The organism is Rhodococcus koreensis (assembly GCF_900105905.1).
Taxonomy (GTDB): domain Bacteria; phylum Actinomycetota; class Actinomycetes; order Mycobacteriales; family Mycobacteriaceae; genus Rhodococcus_F; species Rhodococcus_F koreensis.
The window spans coordinates 185901-203978 of sequence record NZ_FNSV01000002.1; the positions used below are offsets into that span (position 1 = coordinate 185901).

General features: G+C 65.8%; 14 protein-coding genes. 3 read left to right on the plus strand and 11 right to left on the minus strand.

The window, feature by feature from the left end:
• Positions 1-55 precede the first annotated feature (55 nt).
• From BLV94_RS01695 to BLV94_RS01745, 10 genes are all read right to left on the minus strand, one after another.
• On the minus strand, positions 56-1489 hold the full coding sequence (locus BLV94_RS01695; protein WP_208613683.1) for an aldehyde dehydrogenase family protein: 1434 nt from the start codon (positions 1487-1489) through the stop codon (positions 56-58).
• A gap of 74 nt (positions 1490-1563) precedes the next feature.
• A complete protein-coding gene (locus BLV94_RS01700; RefSeq protein ID WP_072947462.1) occupies positions 1564-3264 on the minus strand; it encodes a sigma-54-dependent Fis family transcriptional regulator in 1701 nt (566 codons plus the stop codon).
• Positions 3265-3327: 63 nt separating this feature from the next.
• Complete coding sequence (locus BLV94_RS01705) at positions 3328-3873, minus strand: DUF5134 domain-containing protein (protein WP_083395416.1); 546 nt, start codon at positions 3871-3873, stop codon at positions 3328-3330.
• A gap of 106 nt (positions 3874-3979) precedes the next feature.
• Positions 3980-4495, minus strand: a complete 516-nt coding sequence (locus tag BLV94_RS01710) for an SCO family protein (protein ID WP_072947461.1) — start codon at positions 4493-4495, stop codon at positions 3980-3982.
• Positions 4488-6113 (minus strand): linalool dehydratase/isomerase domain-containing protein, encoded by a 1626-nt coding sequence (locus tag BLV94_RS01715; protein ID WP_072947460.1) that lies wholly within the window; start codon positions 6111-6113, stop codon positions 4488-4490. The genes BLV94_RS01710 and BLV94_RS01715 overlap by 8 nt, the downstream gene beginning before the upstream one ends.
• A 301-nt stretch (positions 6114-6414) precedes the next feature.
• Positions 6415-7404 carry an AraC-like ligand-binding domain-containing protein gene (locus BLV94_RS01720; protein WP_072947459.1) on the minus strand — a complete coding sequence of 330 codons (990 nt, stop codon included), beginning with the start codon at positions 7402-7404 and terminating at the stop codon, positions 6415-6417.
• A gap of 16 nt (positions 7405-7420) precedes the next feature.
• Positions 7421-8509, minus strand: coding sequence for a phenylacetaldoxime dehydratase family protein (locus tag BLV94_RS01725; protein WP_074933499.1), 1089 nt, complete (start codon positions 8507-8509; stop codon positions 7421-7423).
• Positions 8502-9575, minus strand: a complete 1074-nt coding sequence (locus tag BLV94_RS01730; RefSeq protein ID WP_072947453.1) for a carbon-nitrogen hydrolase family protein — start codon at positions 9573-9575, stop codon at positions 8502-8504. Before BLV94_RS01730 ends, BLV94_RS01725 begins: the two co-directional genes overlap by 8 nt.
• A 710-nt stretch (positions 9576-10285) precedes the next feature.
• Positions 10286-10681 carry a hypothetical protein gene (locus tag BLV94_RS01740; RefSeq protein ID WP_174705557.1) on the minus strand — a complete coding sequence of 132 codons (396 nt, stop codon included), beginning with the start codon at positions 10679-10681 and terminating at the stop codon, positions 10286-10288.
• Positions 10682-10712: 31 nt separating this feature from the next.
• A complete protein-coding gene (locus BLV94_RS01745; RefSeq protein WP_072947450.1) occupies positions 10713-12080 on the minus strand; it encodes an IS4 family transposase in 1368 nt (455 codons plus the stop codon).
• A gap of 955 nt (positions 12081-13035) precedes the next feature.
• Between BLV94_RS01745 and gvpJ the strand changes: the two genes are divergently transcribed.
• Both gvpJ and BLV94_RS01760 read left to right on the plus strand, forming a co-directional pair.
• On the plus strand, positions 13036-13404 hold the full coding sequence (gene gvpJ / locus BLV94_RS01755; RefSeq protein ID WP_072947449.1) for a gas vesicle protein GvpJ: 369 nt from the start codon (positions 13036-13038) through the stop codon (positions 13402-13404).
• A complete protein-coding gene (locus BLV94_RS01760; RefSeq protein WP_072947448.1) occupies positions 13401-14186 on the plus strand; it encodes a GvpL/GvpF family gas vesicle protein in 786 nt (261 codons plus the stop codon). The genes gvpJ and BLV94_RS01760 overlap by 4 nt, the downstream gene beginning before the upstream one ends.
• A gap of 378 nt (positions 14187-14564) precedes the next feature.
• Here BLV94_RS01760 and BLV94_RS01765 read toward each other — a convergent pair whose 3' ends face one another.
• On the minus strand, positions 14565-16070 hold the full coding sequence (locus tag BLV94_RS01765) for a diguanylate cyclase domain-containing protein (protein ID WP_083395417.1): 1506 nt from the start codon (positions 16068-16070) through the stop codon (positions 14565-14567).
• Between the two features lie 1402 nt (positions 16071-17472).
• Between BLV94_RS01765 and BLV94_RS01770 the strand changes: the two genes are divergently transcribed.
• Positions 17473-18078 (plus strand): hypothetical protein, encoded by a 606-nt coding sequence (locus BLV94_RS01770; RefSeq protein WP_072947447.1) that lies wholly within the window; start codon positions 17473-17475, stop codon positions 18076-18078.

Sequence of the window (18078 nt, forward strand, 5' to 3'; positions counted from 1 at the left end):
GCGGGTCATCGGAGCAAGGGCCGATGCGGTCAGGAGACGACGTTCCGCGCCTTGTTCAGGGTGATGGTCTGGTTGTTGGTGTACTCGGCGAGTCCGTGCAGGGAGTTCTCGGCACCGATTCCGGATTGCTTGTGCCCGCCGAACACCTGATGGGGGAGTACTGGTGCACTTCGTTGAGCCAGACCGTGCCGGCCTCGAGGCGGCGTCCGATCCGCTCGATCGCTTCGAGGTCCTGACCCCAGACCGTCGCACCGAGGCCCCAGATGGTGTCGTTGGCCCGGGCGATCACGTCGGCCTCGTCGGTCCACCGCAGCAGCGGCAGGATGGGGCCGAAGGGCTCCTCGGTGACGAGGCGGGAGTCCTCGGGCGGGTTGTCGACCAGGGTGACGGGCACGAACCAACCGTCGGCGTTCGGGTCGATCCGGCCGCCGAGCGCGAAGGTGTATCCGTTCGCGGCGCAGTCGTCGAAGTATTCGCCGACCTTCTCGTACTGCTGCAGGTTCTGGATCGGGCCGAGCTGGGTGTCGCCGTCGGCTCCGTTGCCGACCTTGACCGTTCGCGCATACTTCACCAACTCGTCGCGGACTGCGTCGTACACGCTGTCGTGAATGTAGATGCGTTTGGCGGCATTGCAGAACTGGGCGTTGTTCTGGAAGGCCGCCCAGAAGATCTGCGGCGCCACCTTGACGGGGTCGACGTCGCCGAGCACGATCGCCGGATCGTTACCGCCCAGTTCCAGGGTGATCCGCTTCAACGTGCCCGCAGCCGAGCTCATCACATGGCGCCCGGTTTCGGTGCTGCCGGTGAAGGCAATCTTCGCGATATCGGGGTGCGCGGTCATCCACTTGCCGAGGTCGTCGTCACCGCTGACCGCACTGAGCACACCGGATGGCAGCAGATCCTGAACGAGTTCGACGAGCTTGAGATCGCACAGCGGGGTGAACGGTGAGGGCTTGACGATGATCGTGTTGCCCGCGACCAAGGCCGGCGCGATCTTCCACACCGCCAACAGGATCGGGAAGTTCCACGGCACGATCGCTCCGACCACGCCGAGCGGTGTGTGCCGGCTGATGACCCGGCGCTCGGAGTCGTCGACGAGGATCTCCTCGTCCAGCGATTGCGTGGCGATCTCCCGGAACCAGGCAACGGACCCGTACACCTCCCACTCCGCCATCGGCCGCGGCTTACCCTGCTCGGCGGTCAGTAGCGCGAGGAAGTCCTCGGCGTGCGCCTCGAGCCGGTCACCGATCGCCGCCACGATCGCCTGACGCTCCTCGAGTGCTGTCGCGGACCAGGTCACGAACGCGGTCTTCGCGGCCACTACGGCGGCGTCGAGATCGCCGCGCGAGGCGACCGGCACGCGGGCGATGATCTCCTTGGTTGCCGGGTTGTAGACCGGCGCGGTGTCGGCGGTAGTGACGGGGTCACCGCCGATCGTCATCGGGAATTCTGCGTCGAGGTTGACTCGGGACTGGGCGTGAACGGTCACCAGATTCGTCCTTTGCGAGTAAGGCCGACTCCCCACTGGAGTGGCCCCACTCACATTTGTCGATCAGGGACGGTTCAACTGTTCCGATTACGAACACCCGGCCGCGGTACCGACTCCGCGATACCGTACCGGCGCAGACGGGCATACAGCGTCGTCCGTCCGATGCCGAGTTCCGCTGCCGCAGCTGCCCTGTTCCCGTTGGACGCCCGCAGGGCGGCGACGATCGCGTCCCTCTCGGCGGTCTCCATCAAGGTCAGTGACCGGGCAGTGCTGGTGTTCATGCGCACCGTGTCCGGGAGATCGTGTTCGACGATCATTCCGCGTTCTCGGCCGCGGGCGGCGTACTCGAGGACCGCTCGCAGTTCGCGGATGTTGCCCGGCCACGGCTGTGTGGCGAGAAGGTGGAGGGCCGAGGGGGCGAGCTCGACGGTGGATTCGGGAAGTAGCTCTGCCAGAACGGACTTGGCGACTGCTGCGAGCTTGTGCGGGTAGGTGCGCAGCGGTTGCAGCTCGTGCCGGGTCAGGGCCAAGGACGCGAGGGCGCGGTGCGGGTTGTCGAGGTCGGGTACGGGCGCGCTGGTGAGGACGACCTGGTTGCGGCTGACTCGCACGGGGCCGGCGAGCTGACCGGCCAACCACGCACTGAGGGCGTCGATGTTGTCGATCACGATCGAGCTGTCTTCCTCGAGCAGAGCCGATCGCACGGGGAGGAACCACTGTGCTTCCTCCCCGATCGCGTCGGCGGCGTCGAATATCGCGCACTCCGGGCCGCCCATCGTCCGCGCGGTGGTGGTTCGGCCGGTTCCCGGCTCTCCGGTGATCAAGATGGTCCGGGCCAGGCCGGTCGGGTGTGGCTCGTTGTCCGGTGCGCCGGTCACGGGTGCGCTGCGCGGCCGGGGCCGGCGCGTCCTGGGAATCCCGCCTTCGGTGATCTCGAAGAGCGCGCCCCCGTGGCTCCCGGTGACCGCTCTGGCCCGGACGGACACTTCCGCGCCCGAGGAGAGGGTGAGCGAGCATTCGACCGGCGCGGTCCCGGGAAGATCCGCTGCGATGGCACGCAGGGCGACATGGTCGGAACCTTTGACGAGATCGACGGCTGCGGAGTTCGTCAGCACCAGGTTCTCGCCGAGGGCGACCACCGCGAACCTTCGCTGGTTCGCGTGGGCCTGGAATTCGGCGAGGAGCTGCTTTTCCGCCACCCGTGATCCTTCGAGCAGACGTTCTTCGATGTCGCGTGCGGCCCGCATCAGGAACGGCCCGAGCAGCGTGGTCGCGTCGGCCACGGGGCCGGAGACGTCGATGACGCCCTCGAGCCGGTGGGTGACCGGATGGATGATCGGGGCTCCGTAGCAACAGAAACACCGCAGCGCCTCGAGGAAGTGTTCCTCACCGGTCACCGCGATCGGCCGCCGGAGCTCGAAGGCGGTGGCCAACGAGTTCGTCCCGCTCACCTCTTCCAGGTACTGGAAGCCGGGAACGGCGAGGACGCGGTCGAGGGCACGGCCGATCGTGCTGCTGGTCACGCGCCGGTCGACGATGCGGGAGGTCCGGTCCGCGAGGAGTATCGAAAATCGGGTGTCCGCCAATTCGTCGACCATTTTGTCCAGGACGGGACCGGCGGCGATCGTGAGGGTGCTGCGCACCTCGATGTCACTGATCGCGCTTTCGCGGACCTCCATGCCGGGGTCGAGTCCGCTCAGCGTGGCACGGTGCCACGCCAGCTCGATTTCCGGTCGCCGGCGGGACGACGCGTTCGGGGACTGCTCAGGTGTCATCTCTTGCTCCATCGCCCTCGCGAATGATTCCGCATGTCAGGCGCTTGCGTTCCTCATCTCCCGTCATGCTGCCATCGGCACCATTCCGGTAATCATCAGTATGCCCGAGGCCACGGTGATCTTTGTCTGCCTGCCGATCGGGCCCCGCTGCGAGAGGAGGGGGTACAGCGCGATGGTGGCCCAGCAGGCCAGAACGAGCAGGCCGAGCCAGGTAGTGAAGATCATCGGCGGCCCACCGAGCATCTGGTGTGCGTGGAGGGGCACCTGATACCCGTCCGATCGGGGTGCCCCGTCGGAATAGGTCAGGGCGGGTGAAACGAACAATAGGATCAGAGCCATTGCAGCGAGGTCCGCTGCGCAAGGCAATGCGGCCGCACGGTCCGCCGCGTCGGCGGTAACCCACATCGCCAGAGCGATCAGAAGGCATCCCGTCCCCACGCTCACCCACCCCGTCATGCCACCGGGGATGAACATCGCCGCCATCACCACCACCATCGCCAGGTGCGCAACCCATGCCCTGCGTCTGCGGCCGCGTTCGCGGAACAGGGGAAGCGCAGCACCGACGATGCCGATAATCCCCAGTGCGTGGATCAGAGGGAGATCATGCATCAGAACCTTCGAACTTCACTGAGGTTGACGGCCGTCGAGGAGCACTGTTCCCGATTGCTCGCGAACGGACGCCGGGCGGGCTTGCCCGGCGGACGTGGTTGCAGGGTCACCGGAGAATCGACGACAGCCGGGTGACCAGCTCGTCTTCGTCGACGGCGTCGGTGAAATGGGTGAGATAGGCACCGTCGGGACCGAGGACATAGGTGAACGCCGAGTGTGGCATCTGGTAGTTGTGGGGATCATCCGGGTCGGCGACGGTGGTGGCGAACACGCGGAAGGATTTCTTGGCCCGGTCGATCTGTGCCGGTGTACCGGTCAGCCCCGTGAACCGCGGATAACCGGGGGAGAGGAAATCCTTCATCACCTCCGGGGTGTCCCGTTCCGGGTCGACGGTGATGTACAGCGGCTGAACGCGTTCGGCGAGCGGCCCCAGGCGGTCGAGTACCGTCGACAGGCGGTGCAGCGCACGGGGGCACACCATCTTGCAGTGGGTGAAGCCGAAGAAGATCACCGCGTACGTGCCGCGGTAGGTGCGCTCGTTCACCTCGTGCCCGTGATGGTCGACGAGGTCGAACGTTCCGCCGATGTGTCGGCCGGTGACGTTGCTCGTGGTCTCATTCATCGCTGTGTCCCTTCAGAGGGGACACCTCGAGGTGGAATGTGCGCGGTGCGCCGGCGGGAACCCGGATTCCGATACCGCCCTCGACGTGATCGATCTCAATTTCCTGTGCACCGCCGGTGTGCGGTCCCGGTGCGATCGGTCCGCCGGCCCCGCCCGTCGCGACGACGACACCGTTCTCCGTCAACGACCAGTGCTTCCTGTCGGCGACGTTGCCGAGCACAATCGACCCGTCACCCTCGCGCTCACCATGTCGCTGCACGCGGAAAGTCAGCACGTCCGAGGCGGGATCGAAGCGCGCCTGGCTCACCGCGATGTCACCAGCCACATCGGACAACACAGGTTCGGTGAAATGTGCTGGGCCCCAGGGTTCGTTGTACAACTTCCGCATACCGTCCGGGACGTTCAGTCGGGCGTACCCGAGTAAGGCGTTGCCGGTCAGCGGTTCGATCAGGGTGCGGTTGCCGTGTTCGTCGACCTCGGTGTCATTGCGCGGGTAGAACAGGCCCCCGTCCCGCCAGGTGGGGTTCATGAAGCGGTCGGCGTGAGTGAGGAGTCCGTGGAGTGCGGTGGTGTCGCCCATCTCCGATGCCCACGCCGCGACCCATCCGAAATCGCAGGTGTCGTTGATGACGGTTTGACCCATCACTTGCTGGGCGGGTGGAGTGCGCACGGACTTCGTGCCGTCCGGGCCGTCGACGAGGAGGTCCGTGATCTGCTGGGGGTAGTGGGCGTGGACGAACTCGCTGTTCCACGTGTTCATCAACGTTCCGCACCAGGCGTCGATCCACGGTGCTGTCGCCTCGTTGGGGACGACGGTGCCGGAATCCTGCGTGAGCATCATGTTGTAGTGGCCGGTCGAGTCGAGTCTGCCCAGTTGCTTCCAGGCTTGTTCGTAGCTGCGGGTGACCCCGGCCGCGACGTTCTCTCCGGTCACCAGATCGTGCATGCGGAAGCCGAGGATCGCCGGTTGATTGCAGATCTGGAAGGTGCAGTTGGGTTCGCAGGCGACGCCGAGATAGCCGCTCTCGACCATCTGCCAGTACAGGTGCTCGTTGAGGGAGTTCTCGTCATACTCGAATCGTTTCGGTTCGCCGCCCCAGAAGAAGGACCAGTAGTCGAAGCTCAGGGCGCCGGGCTGTGCATATCGGTCGTCACCGAAGAGGTGGTGATACATCAGGGTCATGGACTGCACGTAGGCGCTGTACATGATGTTGTCGCGGGCGACCGGGTTCCACTCCTCGTGGTAGTTCTCGGCCAGGTGCGCGTTGAACACCGCACCGCCGCGACTGACGTCGCGCCAGTACAGCCACGCCTCGGGCATCAAGATCTTCTCGATAAGACGTTCGAATACGGGTTTGAATACACCCGGTGCGTTCGGCAACCGATGGACATGGGCCAGCGCAAGCGCGTAGGCCATGTAGGCAACTTGGAACCGTATCCCCCCGAAGTCGAACTGGCCGATTCCCTTGCCCTGCATCAACGACCAGTCGTTGGGTAGCTGCCGGGACAGGTTGTCGAAATGCCGGATGTGACCGAGTTGCTCTGCGGTCAATACAGCGTCGACGTCAGCGATGTCTCGTCCATGTGCCACTTCCGGCCCGGTCTTCAGCGACGACACTAGTTTGTCCCTTCCTCTGGAACTCGCCCGTCTGGGCGGGTTCTCCGCGTGAATATTTGATTTCCGAGAGTGCCGGTTGTGCACGTGCACTCGGAGGTTGCCCTGACCGAAACCACCGCCGGTGTTCGTGACGTGATTCACACTGCCGCGTTTTGGTGTGGTGAAGTGTTCCGATCGCGAACACGTCCGCGCGGACTGGGCCCGACTTCGTGTCGGGCGCGCGGAGCGCAATCGCATCACCAGCCTTTCGGGCGATGTTGTCGATCGGTGAAGGGCACATGAGGTGCACCGGGCGGGACGGCTACCCGAGCGCGGATCTGCGGTAGTCGCTGGGACTGCATCCGAATCGAGCACGAAAGGCCCGGCTGAAGTGCGCGGCGTCGGAGAAGCCCCAACCGAAGGCGATGTCGGAAATCGAGATGTTCGACAGAGTCGGATCGACGAGTTCCCGCCTCGTCCCGTCGAGCCGTTGCGTCCAGATCCACTCGCTGGCCGAGCACGGTTCGTCGGCGAAGGCACGGTGGAGTGTGCTGGGCGACAGGTGGAGCGTCGCAGCGACCGAAGCGACGGAAAGGTCGGGGTCGCGGAGGCGGGCGCGGATCTCCTGTTTGATCGCGGCGAGCCGCCGCGCCGCCAGCTGCGGCGGCGGTGCGTCGAGACCGGTGAATCCGGACAAGCCTGCGACTACGAGGTATTCCACACTTTGCGCTAGCGCCTCCGCCGACTGGGTGGCTATCTCGGTGTCGTCGAGGAGGGCGCGCAGCATAGTGAGGAGTAGTTTCCCGGCGCCCTGAGCGCTGGGGACTCGGCGGGCGGTGAGGTCGGCCGTGTTGCGCACGAGGGTGCGCAGCGTCGAGCCCGGCAACCGGAGGACGTATTGCTCGAAGTTGTCGGCGAAGTGGAGTTCGTACGGCCGGGTGGTGTCGTACATCGCGAAGTCGCCGGGTTCGAGTCGGGCGATCCGGTCATCCTGCACGACGAATCCGTTGCCCCGGTTCTGCACACTGACAAGGAAGTAGTCGTCACTGGTCCGCGCGATGCCGGCCGGGGTCCGCAAAACGGACTGGGCCGTGGCCGTGACCTTGGACAACCCGAGCGTCACCAACTGGGCCGCCTCGATCGAGCCATCGATCGAGGCGGCCGCAGCCGAGGAACCCGGCACCTCGCACTGGAGATCGACATACGTCTGGCTAACGGCCCGGGTCCAGAACTCTCTCCGGTCGGCATGGTCCACGGAGTCGGTACTCAGGACGGTTCTCGATGTCGTCCGCCCGGCGGGATCGTGAATCATCTGTTCACCTTCAGACCTACGACGTCTCGACTACCTCGGAGTCGAGCGCTGCGCCGGACCGATGGCTGGTCGACGCCAACATCCCGGTTTCATCGTGGCACCCAAGGTACTCGAAGAACTGCTCGTCGGCCGCCGCCACGGTGACTTCGTGGTACAGGCGGAGCGTGGCCGCCGGGCCCAGAGTGGACAGGTAGCGAAGCGCGGCACCGAAAATCGCGACATGTGTGGGATGGGATTCCGCCCACCGCTCGAGGTCACCGAGGCTGCGCCACCAACTCATCCCGAACGTCTTGTCCAGCGGGTCGCCGTCGTCCGAGAGCACGGTCATGTACCGGTTCGCGAAGCACCCGAGGGGTCGGCCGGCGTCTCGCAGGAAGTTCATTCCGGTGCGGAGGACCGGTTCGACGTCGTTCAGATACAGCGCCCGCTCATCGCCGTCTGCGTCGGTCCAGTCCTGTCCGGAGCGGATCAGGCACAGATTGTCCACGGGATGCACGCGTGTGCGCGGCCCGTCGTGGGTGACGGACGGAGTACCGGAGGGTTCGAGGGCGCTCGCAGCGGCGATGGGAAGCCGGTCACGCATACCTCCCCAGTAGCCGTGCTCGCCGATCTCACCACTGAGGGTCTCGGAGATTCGAGCGACACCCTCGAGCCGGTCGACGGCGGAGAAGAGTGTCTCGAAACGTCGGACCTCGGGGTGAAGGACCTCGACGAAGAAGCCGATGCCGTCGGTGTGGCGCCTCGGCGCGGTCCACTCCGAACCTATTTCGGTGAACCACCGGTTGAACGTCTCGTCATTGCCCCAATACCCGATGACGATCTCCGTCTCGTACCCTCTCTCATCGAGGTAGCGGGCACGTTCGATCCGTGGCGATCCCGCCGCGACGGCGAGTTGTCGGCGCAGGCCTGTCACCGCTTCCTGTGCGACGTGTCGTTTGTCGCTGATCGACTGAACTCCGAAGTAGGCCAGCACCACTCGGGTCGTTGAGGTGTCGTAGCGGGCCGTGTACGACGGATATGGCGGGCGGAAATTGTGGGGTGTGCGAACAGGGCACGTCCGCGCCGAGGCCAGGTGCGCCGGGATCGCCGACTCGTAATCAGACATGCTGCCGGGTGACGGTGTCGACGAGCGCGAGTTCTTCGGGGAGGCTGTTGACATCAGCGGATATGGTGTCGTCTCCCTCGATTATTCGGGTCGCACCGGCTTCGGCGGGCGTCCCTGAGATGATGCGATCGCCCGGAGACTTGTTCAGCCACAACCGGGTTACATCGGGTCGCGCGTAATGTCCGGCGGGATCGGCGGCGGATTTAGCGACAGCGATCGCGCTTGTGTCGATGTCGGCGTAGACCAGGCCTTCGGTCGACGGGTCGAGGGGCTCGTGCAACAGCTGACCGTCGGGGCCGAAGATCCGGGCGTATCCACCACCTTCCGACAGCATCGCCCGCTTCGCGTCGTCGGTGCACAACATCTCCACCATGTCCGCCGAAACCGTGGCGCAGGGCGCGATCACGAAGCTCCCGCCCTCGACGGCATACACGCGGCTGGCGGCCGTGTTCACCTCGGGGCCCAACGCATACGCTGCGCCTGGGTAGAGCGAGAAACTGGGCCAGGCACCGACGTGAATCTGTTCGTTCTGCGCGTACATTGCGTATTTCGACAGCGGCTGAAGGTGCTCCCAGCAGCACAGTGCCCCGATTCGGCCGAGATCGGTGTCGTAGACCGAAAGGTCTGTTCCGTCGCCCTCCCCGTACACGGTCCGTTCCACGTGGGTCGGCTTCAGCTTGCGCCGGGTGGCGATCGTGCGGCCATCTGCGCCGATGATCCACTGTGCGATGTAGAGGCTGCCCTGGAATCGCTCGCTCAGCCCCATCACGACCATGATGTGGTTATCGCGGGCGGCGGCGGCGAGGCGATCGGCCTCAACCGATCCGTACTCGAGGGAGTTGTCGAAATACTCTGCGGTGAACTGGAAGGCCCAGGCGGGGGAGTCGAGCCAGATGTGCCAGGGGTAACCGGGTAAGAAGGTCTCCGGGAAGGCGATCAGCTCGGCGCCGGCGTTCGCCGCCTCCTCGATCAGTGCGATGGCCTTGTCGATTGACACTTCCAAGTTGAGGAAGACCGGTGCGGCCTGGACCGCCGCGGCACGGAAGGAATGATGATGTGACGCCATGAGAATCTCCTCTGCTGGGGAATAGAGAGAAACCTAGGCCTCAGAACACCCCCGCTGTGGCCCCAGTGACGCGACCTTCTTGACTGACAGCCGCACACCACGATGGATCCGGAGCCGGTCATCAGTGCTGCCACCGATTTGGCGATGGCGACCCCGGCATTGGCGCCGAACGCGATGATCACCGTGCGTGTGCTCTCACCGCCGGTGTCCGTCTCGACGGCCAGTGGTCCCGGATCGTGGGCCCTGGTCACCTGTCGAGTCTCACACGAGAATGTGCCGCGAGCACTGGCCGAAACCACGTGCGGCAGCTACTGCGTGTCGGGATGGTCGGCGACTGCTGCCCGAGGCATCGGGCGGTGCCTGGGCGCCGACCCGCCGCAATCGGTCCCCTTCTCGCGGCCAAAATGGGGTTCGCGGGATGACCCGCTCGGCGCTGGGATGTGCCCAGGGGCGGCGGCCGGGAGGGTGCTGCACAAACTGGCGCCGCGGAGGAGCCGGCGACCCTGACAGAAGGCCGCGGACTGTACTGACGTGACCTTCACCGGCTTCTGCGACGCGAATGTGCTTGTACTCGAGTGTTGCACGAGACGTGCTGATTTGGCTCGCGCAGGCGGGCCTGGTGCACGCGCGGTGGGCGGATCGCATCCCGGGCGTAATGTTCGAGGACGTGGCGGGGGATCGACCGGACATCCGCGATGATCGTGGCGATGTTACGGCGACGGGGGTTCGATGGGGTCGAAAAGCGGTACCACCGTCGCCGCACGGAGCCGCTCCTTGTGTCGCTGCCGCTCCTCCCATTGCGCCGTCCTGTCGGCGGCCTCGGCTTCTCGTCGCTGCTCGAGCCGCCGCCGTTGCAGAGCGACGGTCATCTGTGTGGCGAGGATATGGCGCCGTAACTCCTCGGCGCGCTCTGCAGCGACAGTGTCACCGAGATGAGTGGCGGCAGTTCGGTCGCACTGGACAAGGAATCCCTCGTAGGTCAGCCTGGACCGGTCGTGCTCATCCAGGCGTGATTCCGCGACCTGTTCGATCAATTGCAAAGGGATACGTAACATTCGGTAATTCATTCGCAAAAGCGTGAGCGGTATCGACCGCAATGTTGTCACGCTCTGGGATGCTAACCCCAATGCCGCGCAGTTAAGGGTTTGGGCTGCCTGTCCAATCGGGCGGTTCGAGAACGTTGATGGCAATGTTGACCGTGGCGTAGTTGGTGCGGTCGATGTCTCCTTTGGCACGGTGTTTGGAAATCGCTCGTTTGACCACGCGGGGGCAATCACGTGCTCGGCGTTCGGGATTGAGTTCGGCCAGGACTGCGCGGCCAATCTGTCCGACCAGATCGATGGTCGTGCCGGCGATCACGCCTGACGCGAGTACCACCAAGTCGCGGGCGGTGGTGACGGCGATCGTAAAACTCGCGCGCAGCGGTGGGACATCCGCACCGGTCGTTGCGTCGGCGATCGCGATACGCAGCGCTTGGTAGGTGGTCAACAACGCGTAGACCTCCTGGGCGACCCCGGACGGGGTGCGGGCCCGCAGCATCGCATCGCCGAGGATGGTCGACTTCAGCTCCAGATAGGTCGTCTCGATCTCCCATCGCTGGTGATACAGCCGGACCAGTTCCGATGCCGGGTAGCGGCGATGATCGTTGAGGGTGGTGATCAACCGGTATCGGCCGGTGCGGGGTGTGCCACCTTTCGGGGTGACAACGATCTCGGCATCGATGACCCGGACGACCACCGAGCCGATCGGGGCCAGCCAGGACCCGTCGGGCAGCCGTTCGATGGAGGCAAGCTTGCGGTTGCTCTTGCAGCGGATGAGCAGGTCGGCCTTGGTGTCCGCGATCTGCTCGATCAACGAGGCGACGGCGAAGTTGCGATCGGCCAACAACAACATGCCATCGCGCAGGCACCCCAACAGCTGGGGTGCATAGGCGATCTCGGAGACACCGTAGGTTCCGAACACGGCATCGACGATGGTGCGGGTACCGCACGCCACCACGGCGAGCATGCGCACCATCGGGTAGCCCGAGTCGCCGTTGGGGCCGCCGGTTTGACGGTGGTAGGCACCGAGGTTGGCTACGCTGTCGGGCACGAACATCGAGGTGCCGTCGATCGCGCACACCAACAGTCCTCGCCACCGAGCGGTACCGGGGACGGGGCCTTTGATCAGGTTGAACAATTCCCGCAGTGGTGCGGCGCCGACCCGGAGGCGGGCCTGCGACAACGCCGAGGAACCCGGATCGGCCACCGCTCCTTCGAGTCCCGCGGTCAGCTTCGCCCACACCCGGGTATAGCCGATATCAGGGAACAGGCACGCGGACAGCACCAGGTACACCACGACCCGCGACGGCAACTCCCGCAGTCGAGCCTGCGTGGCCCTCGCCGACTCGAGCGCGGCATCGACCATCTCGAACGGCACGATCCGCGTCAACTCACCGATATGCCCCGGCGCGAACCGCCCGGCGGCAACCACCGACTCATGTTTGATGACAGACTGAACAGGCAACGGAACTCCCGGAGAGGCTTGTCTTTGGCGGACAAAGCTTCCCTACCAGGAGTTCCGTTGCCCTATCTCGCGACACGCCCCAACTTGACCTGCCAGGACAATCCCTAACTGCGCGGCATTGATGCTAACCCTCGCGGCGGAAACATGTGGATGATCGGCTGCCCGAGGTCGGTGCGCGGGAAGCATCAGCACTGCACGCATGCCGCCCCGAGGGGGTCAGGAGGTACGAGATTTGCCGATATGCCCAGATCGCCAGGAAAGAAGTACCGCCGACCACACAGTGCCGAACGGTCGGTTTGGCATTGTTGGTGGCTACTGCCCCGAGTAGCGTCAACTTCAGCGGCCCGGGCGGCCGCGAAAACATCTGATGCGTGGTCGTCCGCTTCGCGTTCCCCACAGCGCGAATCGAAGGAGTGCGGCCATGATCACATCAGTGGCATCCAACCTGTCAGGTGGGGAGTCTGCAGGCCGTGGTGCGCATCGTCGACGCAGACCCGCCCGCCGCCTGCGGGCCGGAATGTTGACCCTTGCAGCGACCGCCGCGGCAATGATGCTGGTGGCTCCGCACGCCGCAGCTGCGGCCATCAACACCACAACGACAGTCTCGATCCAGGGTATGGCTGCGACGACGTGCCCAGTCACCTTGACCGCCCAGCTTGCGCCCGCTTTCACCGGTGGCACGGTCACATTCAAGGAGGGCAGGGCAATGCCACGCTCGGCGCCGCGGCGGCCGTGACGAAGGAACCGCCAGTATCCAGCACACCTTCGGGGCCGAATCGACCAGCCTCCAGCGGTTTTGACGGATTGAACTTCGGCCGTTGCGGGTAGTCCGGTAGTTCGCGCGCGGGCATCCGTTTCGGGGTATGCCCGCGCGGGGCGAGTCCGGCCGGGGCGCCGAGCGGACCACAGACGGAAAGTTCCGGGACGGGGGTGGCCGGGAGCGAGGAGCGAAGCAATGACCACAGCGGGCGGTCCGAGCTCGAGCAGTCTGGCGGATGTCATCGACACCATCCTGGACAAGGGCCTGGTCATCGACGCCTACGTGCGGGTCTCGCTGGTCGGTATCGAACTGCTGACGATCGACGCCCGCGTGGTGGTCGCCAGTGTCGACACCTATCTGCGTTTCGCCGAGGCGGCGAACCGGCTGGCGATCGGCAGCGAACCGAAGGGTCTGTCCGACCTGGTCTCCGACGTCAAGGGCAGCGGCAGCACGAAGTCGAAGACCAAGGGTGTCCTCGAGGGGGTGGGGGAGACCCTCGGTGAGCTGCTCGGCGGATCATCGGGCGGCGAACGCGAACCGGCACCGCGGCGGAGACAAAAATGACCTCCCCGGAGGACACCGACGACACCGAGGGCGCTGCGGCGTCCGTGATCTACGTGTATGCAATCGTGCCCGCGGACGTGCAACCGGAAGAGGATGCGACCGGTATTCACGATGCCCCGATCGAGAGCGTCACGCACGGCGACATCGCGGCCTTGGTCAGCGAGATCGACCCGGACCACCGACTCGGCACCTCCGCGGATCTGCAGGCCCACGCCCGCATCCTCGACGGCACCTCGCACGTGGCCCCGGTGCTGCCGCTGCGGTTCGGTGCCGTCGTGTCCGACCGCGACGCCGTGATCAACGAGTTGCTCGCCGACCACCAGGACGAGTTCGCCTCGGCTCTCGACGAACTCGAGGGTTTCGCGCAGTACATGATCAAGGGCCGCTACGTCGAGGAGCGCATCGTTCGGGAGATCGTCGACGAAAGCCCGAAGGCTACCGCCCTGCTCGAGTCGATCCGCGGCCAACCCGAGGAGCTCACCCGGGACGCCCGGATGGCTCTGGGCGAGATCATCGGCCACGCCCTCGAGGCCAAGCGGGAGACGGACACCCGTATCACTCTCGACGCGTTGTCACCGCTCACCGACACCGTCACCGTTCGCGAACCCACCCACGACGAGGACGCCGTCCAGATCGCGATCCTCCTCGAGGTCGACCGGCAAGACGCACTCGAGCAGACGGTGGGAGAGCTGGCCGCACGCTGGGACAACCGGGTGACGATGCGCATCCTCGGCCCCATGGCCCCCTACGACTTTGTGGTGAGACCGAAACCGGAGGGCTGACGAACGATTCTGTGGCGTGCAGCATTCGAGGAGTCTGTGTTCATCGTTGCAGTCGGTGACGCGCTGTGAGCACAGGACTCCTTTCGTGGTCGACGATGCGTGTTCTGCCGCTGATCGTCGGAACATTCGCGGTGCGGTGCGGTGCTCCCGGCGGCAGTCGAGGGCCGCCGCGGTGGCCGGTATGAGGAGTGGTGGGCGCACCCCAGGGCGGGTGTCGCGGTGGACCGGCCTAGATGTTGCACGTTCAGCAGGCACGACATCGCGGTGAGCAGTTGTTACTCGGAGCGTTCCCGCCGTTGCCGGTGTTGGAGCGGCAGAATATCGGGGGTTTGACGCATACCGTGGCGGGTTTGTTGAGCCTCGGTCCCGGGGTACCGCTCAGCGGCCTGGGTCTGCGGGGTCGGGGCTGTGTAGTGCGTACCGGCCGGGGCCGGTGGCCTTGGCCCGGTACATCGCCCGGTCGGCGTGATGAATCAGCTCGTGCGGGGAGACGGCGGCACCGGTGACGGCGATCCCGACACTCGCCGTGATCGGGGCAGCCCCCGGGTGCGGGTCCACGGTGGCGATCAGGTCGGCGATCGCGGTCGCCTCCGCGGGACCGGTGACGGCCGGGCACAGGATCAGGAATTCGTCGCCGCCCAGGCGCGCCACGGTGTCGGTGGGCCGGACCAGGGACCGCAGGCGGTCGGCGAGTCGGACCAGGGCGGCGTCGCCGCCGGCGTGCCCCAGTCGGGCGTTGAGGCGGCGGAAGTTGTCCAGGTCGATCACCAGCACCGCGACCCGAATGCCGGTGTGCGCCGCCTGGTCGAGGGCGGCGGTGATCCGCTCCAGGGCCAGGGTGCGATTCGGCAACCCGGTGAGCGGGTCGTGCAGGCTCTGATGCCGCAACCGCTCCTCCACGCCGAGTCGGTCGATCGCGGTGGACAGTACCGCGGCCACCGCGGACACAAACGCCACCTCACGCTCCGGGGCGACACGCGGTCGGGCGAAATGGGCGGTCAGCACTCCCCAGATCGGATCGTGCCCGATTGGCACGCCGATGCCGCTGCCCAGCCCGTGCGCGGCCATATCCGCGGTGGCGAACCGTCGCTCGCGGGCGCGGTCCGGGCAGCACACCACCACCGCCTCGGCGGCCGCGTACCCGGTCAGCGAGCCGCAGCCGGCGGCGACGGTGCTTGGGCGCGGCCCGGGTCCGTGGTAGCCGAGCACCGGCAGGGCCGCCCCGCCGGTACCGTGCACCCGGGCGACCGCCGCGCACCGCGGCCCCAGCAGCGCGGTGACCATCCCGGTCGCGGCGGTCAGGAGCGTGTCGAGGTCGGCGGTGACCGCGAGCCGGCTCAGTTCGGCGAGTACGTGTTGTTCCCGGCACCGGCGGTCGGCGTCCGCGAGAGCGGCGAGCAGCGGGTGTTCCCGCTCGCCGGAGGTGGACGGCTCCCGGGCGATCGCCCCGATCAGCAGTGGCCGCCCGTCCGTGTCGCGTTCGGTGACGAAAACCGACAGGACCGTCGGGATCGGTGTTCCGGTGCGTAGGTGCCGCAGCTCCGTTTGCCCGCACCACCGACCATGTTCGGTCAGGGCGGCGGAGACTTCCGGTGCCTGTTCCACCACGGTGTCGGTGCAGACGTCGGCGACCGTGTGCCCGAACGCCTCGCCGCCGTCCGGGAATCCGAGCAGGGCGGCGCCGGCCGGGTTGAGGTACCGGAGGCGGCCCGACCTGAATTCCCACAGTCCTACGGGGGTCGGTGCGCATTCCAGTGCGGCGGCCAGCTGCGCCGACATCGCCGCGCCCGGGAACGATCCCGTTTCGGATCGGGTCCCCTCTTCGGGGAACCCGGATTGTCCGGCGCCCTCCGGCACCCGGCATGGTTCGGATAATTCAGTCACTACTGGTCGGTTTCATTCTCGTTCAGCAGCTTTCAGTGAATTGGTATGTCGCACCGGATGGCGCATTCGTTTCGCGTGAAGGCCGCCCAGGCGGCGCGGACATGCCGAGGCGGAGATGTCCTGGGGCCCGATGCCCTACGCCGCGGGCTCCCTGCTGATCCATGGGTGCGGGGTGTGGTTTCGGGCAAGTCGCGCTGATCAACGAGCTGGTGACGAGGCCGTATCTGGTGTTCATCCGGGTCGTCTCCGTGAGGGTGTCCTTTGTATATGCTGCGGCCGGGAATTTCCGAGACCAGTCACTCTCGTGCACGGTGAGATGAAAATGCAGAAACGGGACCCTCAGATATCCGATGTCGGCAAAATCACGTGTACATACTGCGAGGCCCACATTCTCGAACCGCGCTTCGCGCAAGGTTATTCTGGGGTCGACCGGCCTGATTTCGAGGTGACAATTTCGACTCGACTGCGTAATCGCCCGCCGACCGGGCACCCCGCAGGCCGAGCTCGCCTGCCGGCCGAGGATGGCGGTAGGGACAGGCGTCACCTGGCCGGTGATCGTACTGATCGGGGCGGTGGCCCGGCTGCCCCAGGTGAGCCGGGTCACCGCTGGCCTGGATTGCTCGGTCGGTCGGCTCGGTCGGATGCCGCCGAAGGTGACGCTCAGTCACCTGCCTCGAACGCGACGTCGAAGTTGATTCCTGCAGAACCCATCAGAATTCACGCCTTTCCTGGTGATGAATCCACGGGTTCGTCGATCCCCGCTTACCATGCCTATCGCGCTCGGGGCTGGGAAGCGTTTCGCAAATAAGCGAATTTCTCACATAATGAAATTAACAACCGCCCATAATGTTCTGCGCAAATTAACGACCGCCCATAATGTTCCTGGGTAATCAATTTGGGAAATGGGGGCAACTCCGAATTACTCGGCGCGTTTGTCTCTCGTGTGTATTTGCGTGATCCACGAGATTACGGAGGTGGGACCACACGTGGGCTACGGCGGGGTGGGCGAGCGCTCGACCTCGGTCCGCGCGCGGCGGGGCGCCCCGCCGGCCGAAGGGGTTCGGCGACCGAGCGGGGCTGGCTGCCCGGTCCACCTTCGCGGCGCGGGCAGCGTACTGAGCGGGTACCCGCAGACAACTGCGATACACGGGTATCCCCGAAGGCCCGCGGTCATACCGTGCGGTCCTGTCCGATGTGACGCGGTGACGAACGTACTGCTCGCCGAACACGACGACGAGTTCGCCTCCGCCCTCGCGGAACTCGAGGGCTTCGGCAGATTGAGCGGAGCGGCCCCGGGGTAGTCGGCGGAACGAAGGCACCACCCACCGACCACGGCCCCATCCTTTTCGCCGACGCCGGCGCCGAGGTGCACCACATCTTCTCGACAACAAGGGGTTGGGCGATGACAGGCAAAGGTCAGATGGCGTTGGCCGTGGGTGCCGGTTACATGCTGGGCCGCACGCACAAGATGAAGTTGGCGTTGATGCTCGCGGGTGCCGGAGCATCCAGTCGGTTTCCTTCCGGATCACTGGGTGTTCTCGGACAAGGAGGAAGGCTGCTCGCGAACTCACCCGAGGTTGCCAAGCTCGGCGAGACGGTCCGCAAGGAATTGATGAACGCGGCGAAGACGGCCGCGGTGACCGCGGCCAGTCGTCGCATCGACTCGCTGAACTCCCGGTTGCAATCGGGCGGTGACGAGACCCCGGACGGGAAGAGGTCCAATCGCAGGCGTCGTGAGGAGCCTGAGGACGACTACGACGACGAGGAGTACGCAGAGGTCGAGGAGGAGCCCGACGCAGACGAGGACGAGGGTTCCGAGGAGGAGGCGCCTCGCGCCCGGAAGCGTCCGGCCCCGCGCCGCCGCTCCTCGAGTAGTGGTGGTTCCCGGCCCACCCGGTCCCGGTCGTCGACGAAGAAGGACGACGAGGACGAGACCCCCACCCGTGTCCGGAAGTCGCGCGCGAAGGCGACGACCGATGTCATCCCCATTCGACGCACCCGGAAGTGA

What these genes read in the sequence shown, in the direction of transcription:
- BLV94_RS01705 (WP_083395416.1), bottom strand. Translation starts at nt 3,873, where the DNA reads ATGCATGATCTCCCTCTGATCCACGCACTGGGGATTATCGGCATCGTC.
- BLV94_RS01700 (WP_072947462.1), bottom strand. Translation starts at nt 3,264, where the DNA reads ATGACACCTGAGCAGTCCCCGAACGCGTCGTCCCGCCGGCGACCGGAA.
- BLV94_RS01720 (WP_072947459.1), bottom strand. Translation starts at nt 7,404, where the DNA reads ATGATTCACGATCCCGCCGGGCGGACGACATCGAGAACCGTCCTGAGT.
- gvpJ (WP_072947449.1), top strand. Translation starts at nt 13,036, where the DNA reads ATGACCACAGCGGGCGGTCCGAGCTCGAGCAGTCTGGCGGATGTCATC.
- BLV94_RS01770 (WP_072947447.1), top strand. Translation starts at nt 17,473, where the DNA reads ATGACAGGCAAAGGTCAGATGGCGTTGGCCGTGGGTGCCGGTTACATG.
- BLV94_RS01710 (WP_072947461.1), bottom strand. Translation starts at nt 4,495, where the DNA reads ATGAATGAGACCACGAGCAACGTCACCGGCCGACACATCGGCGGAACG.
- BLV94_RS01730 (WP_072947453.1), bottom strand. Translation starts at nt 9,575, where the DNA reads ATGGCGTCACATCATCATTCCTTCCGTGCCGCGGCGGTCCAGGCCGCA.
- BLV94_RS01725 (WP_074933499.1), bottom strand. Translation starts at nt 8,509, where the DNA reads ATGTCTGATTACGAGTCGGCGATCCCGGCGCACCTGGCCTCGGCGCGG.
- BLV94_RS01760 (WP_072947448.1), top strand. Translation starts at nt 13,401, where the DNA reads ATGACCTCCCCGGAGGACACCGACGACACCGAGGGCGCTGCGGCGTCC.